The organism is Rhizobium phaseoli, from assembly GCF_010668805.1.
Classification (GTDB): domain Bacteria; phylum Pseudomonadota; class Alphaproteobacteria; order Rhizobiales; family Rhizobiaceae; genus Rhizobium; species Rhizobium phaseoli_A.
In genome coordinates this window covers 1-415 of the sequence record NZ_WUFT01000104.1, presented here as the reverse complement: position 1 = coordinate 415, position 415 = coordinate 1, and the positions used below count along the sequence as shown (strand labels likewise).

At 67.7% G+C, this 415-nt stretch carries 1 protein-coding gene; it reads right to left on the bottom strand.

Annotation, left to right across the window (positions count from 1 at the left end):
• The coding region (locus tag GR197_RS31590) for an FGGY-family carbohydrate kinase (RefSeq protein ID WP_246724748.1) at positions 1 to 415 on the bottom strand (415 nt) is incomplete at both ends.

Genomic DNA, 415 nt, shown 5'->3' with positions numbered 1-415 from the left:
CCTGATAAATGCTGCGATAACGCGCCAGCCTGTGCGCAAGCAATGGCGCCTGCGCACGATCCGGCTCGCAGGACTCGAGGGTAGGCGGCGCAAGACAGACCTGGCTGATCGACTCGCCCGTCACCGCGAGCCGCGCAAGGCGCGCCGCACCAAGGGCCGCGCCCACGTCGCTGCCTTCGTGACGATGCATCGTGATGCCCGTTGCCGTCGCGCACAGATTCGCCCAGAACGGGCTGCGCGAGCCGCCGCCGATGAACGACGCGCTCTGCAGTGTCGTGCCCGCGCTTTGCAGCGCGGCATAACCGTCGGCCATCGCGAACGCCACGCCTTCCATCACGCTGTACGCGAGATCGCCTGTCGTGTGCGCGCCCGTCAAGCCCCAAAACACGCCGCGCGCGTTCGCATCGTTATGAGG